The organism is Rhodovulum sp., assembly GCF_011048875.1.
In the GTDB taxonomy this organism is placed as follows: domain Bacteria; phylum Pseudomonadota; class Alphaproteobacteria; order Rhodobacterales; family Rhodobacteraceae; genus Rhodovulum; species Rhodovulum tesquicola.
Genome location: NZ_DSDD01000085.1, coordinates 1 through 5,961, shown reverse-complemented (window position 1 = coordinate 5,961; position 5,961 = coordinate 1). Strand labels below are relative to the sequence as shown.

At 69.6% G+C, this 5,961-nt stretch carries 4 protein-coding genes and 2 pseudogenes; 1 reads left to right on the top strand and 5 read right to left on the bottom strand.

The genetic code is table 11. The features are described from left to right. The coding region (locus tag ENN83_RS03000; protein WP_287183934.1) for an energy transducer TonB family protein at positions 1-569 on the top strand (569 nt) is incomplete at its 5' end. A 64-nt stretch (positions 570-633) separates the two neighbouring features. Here the strand turns inward: ENN83_RS03000 and ENN83_RS02995 are convergent. The 5 genes and pseudogenes from ENN83_RS02995 to ENN83_RS02975 form a co-directional block, all read right to left on the bottom strand. Next, on the bottom strand, positions 634-855 hold the full coding sequence (locus tag ENN83_RS02995) for a formate dehydrogenase subunit delta (protein WP_287183932.1): 222 nt from the start codon (positions 853-855) through the stop codon (positions 634-636). After that, a pseudogene (locus ENN83_RS02990) lies at positions 845-1,387 on the bottom strand (formate dehydrogenase accessory sulfurtransferase FdhD); the annotation flags it as partial. The gene ENN83_RS02995 and the pseudogene ENN83_RS02990, both read right to left, overlap by 11 nt. A gap of 44 nt (positions 1,388-1,431) precedes the next feature. Then, a pseudogene (gene fdhF / locus ENN83_RS02985) lies at positions 1,432-4,302 on the bottom strand (formate dehydrogenase subunit alpha). Further along, complete coding sequence (locus ENN83_RS02980; protein WP_287183929.1) at positions 4,299-5,813, bottom strand: NADH-ubiquinone oxidoreductase-F iron-sulfur binding region domain-containing protein; 1,515 nt, start codon at positions 5,811-5,813, stop codon at positions 4,299-4,301. Before ENN83_RS02980 ends, fdhF begins: the two are co-directional and overlap by 4 nt. Then, positions 5,810-5,961 (bottom strand): NAD(P)H-dependent oxidoreductase subunit E (locus ENN83_RS02975; protein ID WP_287183937.1); only part of this gene is annotated, 152 nt, incomplete at its 5' end. The genes ENN83_RS02980 and ENN83_RS02975, both read right to left, overlap by 4 nt.

Here is a 5,961-nt window from a genome sequence, read left to right as displayed (position 1 = left end):
CAATCGCGCCGCCCCCGGCCGAGACGGCCATCCTGGCCGTCCCGCCCGCACCGGGCCGGGCCGATGACGCACCGCTGGAGCCCGACATGCCCCCGCGTCCCGAGGGGCTGCGCGCGCCGGATGCGCCTTCGGTCGAGCCGCCAATGGCCGCCCCGCGCCCCGAACGCCGTCCCGACACGGCACCGCCGCCCGCCCCGGCCCAGAGCGCCCGGGGCACCGAGCGCGCGCCGCAGGCCGGCGCGCCTGCCCGCGCCGTGCCCGCTCTGTCAGAGGCCGCTGCCCGCGCGCTGCATGCCGAATGGGGCGGGCGGATCCTTGCCCGGGTCAGCCGGGTCCACCGCTACCCGCGCGAGACCCGCGCGACCGGCCGGGCGCTGGTCGAACTGGTGGTGACGCGCGAGGGTGCGCTGGTCTCGGCGCGGCTGGTGCAAAGCGCGGGCGATCCCGCGCTGGACCGCGCGGCGCTGGCCGCTGTCCGCCGCGCCGGGCCGTTTCCCGCCGCGCCAAGGGGGCTGGACCGCGCCAGCTACAGCTTTACCCTGCCGCTCAAATTCGACGGAAGACGCTGATCCCCGCAGCGCGTCGGCTGTTTCTTCTTGGAAAAAATACCCGAACCGGCCCGGAACGGGCCGGCTACGCCGCCTGGGGCCGGCGAATCCGTTCGGCCGCGCGCAGCACCCGCGGCGAGATATCCGGCGCACCGGCTTTTGCCAGCGCCAGCAATTGTGCCCGCATCCCCGGCCCCCAGAAAGCGTCGATATGTTCGGCGATGGCGGCCGCCGCCTCGTCTTCGGGCCGCCGGGCAAAGGCGGTGGCGATCTGGTTGGCCATGTAGATCAGTTTCTCAGGCGTCATGGGGAACCTCTGTCAATGCGATCCGGTCGGGATGGGTGTGGATGTCGAAGCCCGCGCCACGGGCGCGCGCGATCAGGGTCAGCCCCGCCGCCTCGGCCGCTACGGCGGCGCGGTCGTTGGGGGCGGAAACAACGATCAGGATGCGCGCGCGGGCCAGAACCGCCTTCTGGACCAGCTCGATCGAAACGCGCGAGGTCATCACGATCACGCCGCCCGAGGCATCCCGCCCGGCCCGCGCCAGCGCGCCGAGAAGCTTGTCGAGCGCGTTGTGCCGCCCCACATCCTCGCGCGCGAGGACCAGCCCTTCGCCGGGCGTCCAGAACCCCGCCGCATGCATCGCCCGCGTTTCGGCATGCAGCGGTTGGGCCAGCGCCAGCGCGGTGATCGCCCGGGCGATGTCGCCCTCGGCCAGGCGCAGCCCGTCGGGCGGCAGCGTGGGCAGGGGGCGGGTGGCCTCCTTCAGGCTGTCGATGCCGCACCATCCGCAGCCCACCGGCCCCGCCATCACGCGGCGCCGCTCCAGCAGCCGCGCGCCGAACCCCGCGACCGGCGCGGTGGTTCTGGTGGCGCCCCCGCTCATTCCGCTGCCGGAAGGATGCGCCGTGCGGCGCGGGCGCGCGCGGCATAGGTCTGCTGCCAGTCCGAGGGGCCGTTGGTCTGCGCCACCTGCACCGCCGTCACCTTGTATTCCGGACAGTTCGTGGTCCAGTCGGAATAGTCCGAGGTGACGACATTGGCCTGCGTCTCGGGGTGGTGGAAAGTGGTATAGACCACGCCCGGGCTGACGCGATCAGACAGCGTCGCCCTCAGCGTCGTCTCGCCCGAGCGCGAGGCAAGCCGCACCCAGTCGCCCTCGGAAATCCGGCGGGTTTCGGCATCGTGGGGGAGGATTTCCAGAACGTCCTCTTCGTGCCAGATCGAGTTCTGCGTCCGCCGCGTCCGGGCGCCGACATTGTATTGCGACAGGATCCGTCCCGTGGTCAGCAACAGCGGATAGCGCGGCCCGGTGCGTTCGTCGGTCGGCACATAGTCGGTGACCACGAACAGCCCCTTGCCCCGGACGAACCCGCCCTCATGCATGATCGGGGTGCCAAGCGGCGCGGTGTCGTTGCAGGGCCATTGCACCGAGCCCTCGCGATCGAGCAGATCGCAGGACACCCCCGCGAAGCAGGGCGTGGTCTCGGCGATTTCCGCCATGATCTCGGACGGATGGACATAGGAGCACCCCGCGCCCATGGCGTTGGCCGGATTCTGTGTCACCTCCCAGTCGGCGAACCCGTTCAGGGGCGCCATTACCCGGCGGACGCGGTTGATCCGGCGTTCGGCATTGGTGAAGGTGCCGTCCTTTTCCAGGAAGGTCGAGCCGGGCAGAAAGACATGGGCGTAAGTCGCGGTCTCGTTCAGGAACAGGTCGTGCACGACCACGCACTCCACCGCCGCCAGCCCCGAGGCCACGTGTTTGGTGTCGGGGTCCGATTGCAGGATGTCCTCGCCCTGGATGTAGATGCCCTTGAAGCTGCCCCCCCACGGCCGCATCCAGCATGTTGGGGATCCTCAGCCCCGGCTCGTCCGAGATCGTGACGTTCCAGAGCCGTTCGTATATCCCCCGCGCGTCGGCGTCATGGACATTGCGATAGCCCGGCAATTCATGCGGGAACGAGCCCATGTCGCAGGAGCCTTGCACGTTGTTCTGGCTCCTCAGCGGGTTCACGCCGACGCCGGGGCGGCCGATATTGCCGGTCGCCATGGCAAGGTTGGCGATCGCCATCACGGTGGTCGAACCCTGGGAGTGTTCCGTCACCCCCAGCCCGGAATAGATCGCCGCATTGCCGCCCGTGGCGTAAAGCCGGGCGGCGGCGCGGATCTCGGCGGCGGGCACACCGGTGAGCGCCTCGGTCGCCTCGGGGCTGTAGCGGTCCTCGGCGACGAAGCCTGCCCGGTGCTGATAGGCGTCCAGCTCGAAACGCCCGCGGATAAAGGCCTTATCCGTCAGCCCTTCGGTGACGATGACATGAGCCATCGCCGTCAGCAGCACGACATTGGTGCCGGGGCGCAGCGGAAGGTGATGGGCGGCACGGACATGCGGCCCGCGCAGAGGTCGATCCGGCGCGGGTCCGCCACGATCAGCTTTGCCCCCTGCCGCAGCCGTTTCTTCAGGCGGCTGGCAAGGACCGGGTGCCCGTCGGTCGGGTTCGCGCCGATCACCAGCACCACGTCGGCCTGTTCCACGCTGTCGAAATCCTGCGTTCCGGCCGAAGTGCCGAGCGTCGTCTTGAGGCCACGGCCCGTGGGCGAATGGCAGACCCGCGCGCAGGTATCGACGTTGTCGTTGCCAAAGACCTGCCGGATCAGCGTCTGCACGAGGAAGGCTTCCCCGTTGGTGCAGCGCGAGGACGTGATCCCGCCGATGGCGCGTACCCCGTGTCTTTCCTGGATCGCATGGAACTTCGCCGCGGTGAGGGCAAGGGCATCCTCCCAGCTTACCTCGCGCCAGGGCTCGTCGATCGATGCGCGGATCATCGGGGTCGGGACGCGGTCGGGATGGGTGGCATAGCCATAGGCGAAGCGGCCCTTGACGCAGCTGTGCCCGCGGTTCGCCTTGCCGTCCTTGGCGGGGACCATGCGCACGACCTGATCGCCCTTCATCTCGGCGCGGAAGTTGCAGCCCACCCCGCAATAGGCGCAGGTCGTGACCACGGCGCGATCGGGCGTGCCCATCTCGATGACGGATTTCTCCTGCAGGGTGGCGGTCGGGCAAGCCTGCACGCAGGCGCCGCAACTGACGCATTCCGAGGACAGGAAATCGCTGCCGCCCGCCGAGATCCGCGCCTCGAACCCGCGGCCCTCGACGGTCAGGGCAAAGCTGCCCTGCACCTCTTCGCAGGCCCGCATGCAGCGATAGCAGGCGATGGATTTCGCGGGGTCATGGGTGAAACAGGGGTTGGTCTCGTCCTCGGGCGCATGGCGCGGGTTCGCCTCGCCGTTCTGGCGCGTCTCGAAATGGTTGGCGCCGGGCGCATGACGCACGTCGCGCAGGCCCACGGCGCCGGCCATGTCCTGCAACCGGCAGTCGCCATTCGCCGCGCAGGTCAGGCAATCCAGCGGGTGGTCGGAGATATAGCGCTCCATCACGCCGCGGCGCAGTTTCGCCACGCTGGGCGTCTGGGTGTGGACCTTCATGCCGGGTGCGACCGGCGTGGTGCAGGAGGCGGGCGTGCCGCGCCGGCCCTCGATTTCCACCAGGCAGAGCCGACAGGATCCGATAGGTTCGACGCTGTCGGTGGCGCAGAGCTTGGGGATCTCGATGCCCAGTCCGGCCGCGGCGCGCATGACCGAGCTGCCCTCGGGCACAGTCACCTCGAAACCGTCGATGCTCAGCGTCACGGTCCGGTCGGACCGGCGGGCGGGGGTGCCGAAATCGGCATCGGGGAGGATGAAGTCCTTCATTCCGCGGCCTCTTTCTGGGGGATGAAATCCTCGGGGAAGTGTTTCAGCGCGCTTTCCACGGGATAGGGCGTGAAGCCCCCCAGCGCGCAGAGCGAGCCGTCGCGCATGGTTTCGCAGAGATCGGCCAGGATCGCGGGCGCCGCCGGGTCGCCCGCGCGGATGCGGTCGATGACCTCCATGCCGCGCACCGCGCCGATCCGGCAGGGGGTGCAGGTGCCGCAGCTTTCGACCGCGCAGAACTCCATCGCGAAGCGCGCCATCGCGCCCATGTCGGCGCTGTCGTCGAAGGCCACGATGCCCGCGTGCCCGATCAACCCGCCCGCCGTGTCGCATTCCTCGTAGCCGAGGGGGGTGTCGAACATGCGGGCCGGGAAATAGGCCCCCAGCGGGCCGCCAATCTGCACCGCCCTGACCGGGCGCCCCGAGACGGTGCCGCCGCAGATATCCTCGACCAGTTCGCGGATCGTAATGCCGAAGGCCGCCTCGAACAGCCCGCCATGTTTCACGTTGCCTGCGACCTGCAACGGCACCGTTCCCAGCGAGCGGCCGAGGCCGAAGGATTTGTAATACCCGGCCCCCTCGGCCAGGATCACCGGGACCGAGGCCAGGGAAATGATGTTGTTGATGACGGTGGGGCGGCCCATGAAGCCCTTGTGGGCGGGCAGCGGCGGTTTCGCCCGCACCGTGCCGCGCTTGCCCTCCATCGAGTTCAGAAGTGCGGTTTCCTCGCCGCAGACATAGGACCCCGCGCCGACGCGCAGCTCGATGTCGAAGCCCGTGCCCAGCAGGCCACCTTCGCGTGCCGCGTCAAGAATGGCGCCGAAGGTTCTGATTGCATGAGGATATTCCGAGCGGCAGTAGGCGAAATCCTTGCTTGCACCCACCGCCAGCCCGGCGATCGCCATGCCCTCGATCAGGCAGAACGGATCGCCCTCCATCAGCATCCGGTCGGCAAAGGTGCCGCTGTCGCCCTTGTCGGCATTGCAGACGATGTATTTCTGCGGCCCCTCGGCGTCGAGCACCGTCTTCCACTTGATGCCCGTCGGGAACCCCGCACCACCCCGGCCGCGCAGGCCCGAATCCGTCACCTCGGCCACGATCTCGGCGGGCGCCATGGTCCGCGCCCGCGCCAGCCCCTTGAGCCCCCCATGGCTCCGGTAGGCATCGAGATCGTGCGGGTCGATCACGCCGCAGCGGGCAAAGGTCGGCCGCGTCTGGCGGGCGAGGAAGGGGATCGCCCCGACCGGCCCCAGCGCCTTGGCGTGGTCGCCGAAATCGGCTTCGAACAGGGGCTTTGCGTCCGAAACCTCAAGCGGGCCGAAGCCATGGCGCACGCCGTCGCGCTCGATTTCCAGCAGCGGTTCCAGCCAGACCATCCCGCGCGATCCGGTGCGGACCAGCCGAAACTCGATCCCGCGCGCCCGGGCCGCCGCGGACAGCGCAGCGGTGATCGCGTTGGCGCCAAGGGCCAGCGCGGCGGCATCCTGCGGCAGGTATTGCGTAAGGCTCATCCAACCACCTCGCGGGCCATTCGCTCCAGCCGCTCGGCCGTCACGCGGGCCACGGGCGTTTCATCGACCAGCGCGGCAGGGCCACAGGCGCACAGCCCGAGGCAATGGACCGGCTCCAGCGGCACGGCGCCATCGGCCGTGGTGCCAT

What these genes read in the sequence shown, in the direction of transcription:
- ENN83_RS02995 (WP_287183932.1), bottom strand. Translation starts at nt 855, where the DNA reads ATGACGCCTGAGAAACTGATCTACATGGCCAACCAGATCGCCACCGCC.
- ENN83_RS02980 (WP_287183929.1), bottom strand. Translation starts at nt 5,813, where the DNA reads ATGAGCCTTACGCAATACCTGCCGCAGGATGCCGCCGCGCTGGCCCTT.